Below are 1249 nucleotides of genomic sequence, written 5' to 3' on the forward strand. Positions count from 1 at the left end.
GTGCACGCGCGCGGAGAACACGAAGTCGTAGTCGGCCATGGCGCTGGGCAGTTCGGTGCGGCGCAGTCGAACACCCCGGGAGCCGCTCTCCCCGCGCGGTGCGGGCACCGGATCGGGCTCATCGCCCTGGTCGGAACGGTCCCTGGGCGCCTGGTCGGAATCGGATTCCGGGAGCGGGTCCCGCCTGCGGTCCCGCTCTTCCTCGAGATCCTTCCCGCTCAACGTCCGCACGATCGCGAGCACGACCTGCCTCAGCACGGCGGGCCGGGCCAAGGCCAGGCCCAGCAGCCCCAACGCCACCGGCAACCACGCCAGTGTCCACGTCCCCAGCAGTGGATACAGCGTCGCGGGGACGAGCAACACCACTACGACCACCGCCAGGCGGGTACGGGCGAAGGTGGCCACGGGGGTCTCCTCTTACGGGGGACGGGGTATCTCTTGCGGGGGGACGAGTATCGACTCGAAAGGGTCCACAGGCCAGTGTGCCCGACAACCGACGCGCCCGTGCCACCAAAGCCCGACTCGTGCCCTCTCGGAGACACCCCCGTGTCGCCCCCGCCCCGACATTTCTGTTTCCCACCGCCTTCCACCACAGGCAACGGTCCACCCCCACCGACGACCCCCCGAGGTGACAAGAATGTTCCGTACCGAGCTCCGTCATCGCCGCACGACCGCCGGAATAAGCCTTGAGGAACTCGCCCGCCGTGCCCACTACAGCAAGGGCTACCTGAGCAAGGTGGAGAACGGGACCAAGCCCGCCACACCAGATCTGGCTCGAGCTTGCGACGCGGCCCTTGAGGCACAGGGGGCGCTTTCCTCCCTGGTCCCGGCGCCCACTCCCCGAACCGACGTCCCGACGGAACCCACCAGTCAAGAACAAGAGGTATGGCTCATGAGTCTGACCCCGGACGGTGAAACCGGTTTCATCGGCCTGGACCGTCGCTCCGCCCTGGCCCTCAGCGGTTTCTCCTTGTTAGGGATGGGTGAGGCGCCCTCACATACCCGTAGGAAGAACACCGCACCACCCCTCGATGGTTTTCGCGCCCAATTGGGTGGGCTACGAGCACTGGGGCAACACACATCGCCTTCCATGGTCTTTCCGATCGCGGTCTCCCACACGAACGCTCTACGCCAACTCGCGACTTCGGTCGAACCCTCCGATCAACCGAAGGTCCTGCGTCTGGCGTCTCGTTTCGCCGAATCGGAATGTGTCAAGTCAATTCGGACACGGACCAGTGATCCTTAAGCT

Annotated in this window: 1 protein-coding gene and 1 pseudogene; one reads left to right on the plus strand and one right to left on the minus strand. The window is 66.0% G+C overall.

Translation table 11 applies throughout. The annotated features are described in order from the left end of the window. A pseudogene (locus tag D472_RS0120195) lies at positions 1 to 405 on the minus strand (hypothetical protein); the annotation flags it as partial. Between the two features lie 232 nt (positions 406 to 637). Here D472_RS0120195 and D472_RS29565 point away from each other — a divergent pair. Further along, complete coding sequence (locus D472_RS29565; RefSeq protein WP_017606272.1) at positions 638 to 1246, plus strand: helix-turn-helix domain-containing protein; 609 nt, start codon at positions 638 to 640, stop codon at positions 1244 to 1246. The last annotated feature ends 3 nt before the right edge of the window (positions 1247 to 1249 follow it).

It is taken from the genome of Nocardiopsis alkaliphila YIM 80379 (assembly GCF_000341005.1).
Lineage (GTDB): Bacteria > Actinomycetota > Actinomycetes > Streptosporangiales > Streptosporangiaceae > Nocardiopsis > Nocardiopsis alkaliphila.

Bases quoted from the DNA above. Each gene is read 5' to 3' on its own strand.
- D472_RS29565 (WP_017606272.1), top strand. From the start codon at position 638: ATGTTCCGTACCGAGCTCCGTCATCGCCGCACGACCGCCGGAATAAGC.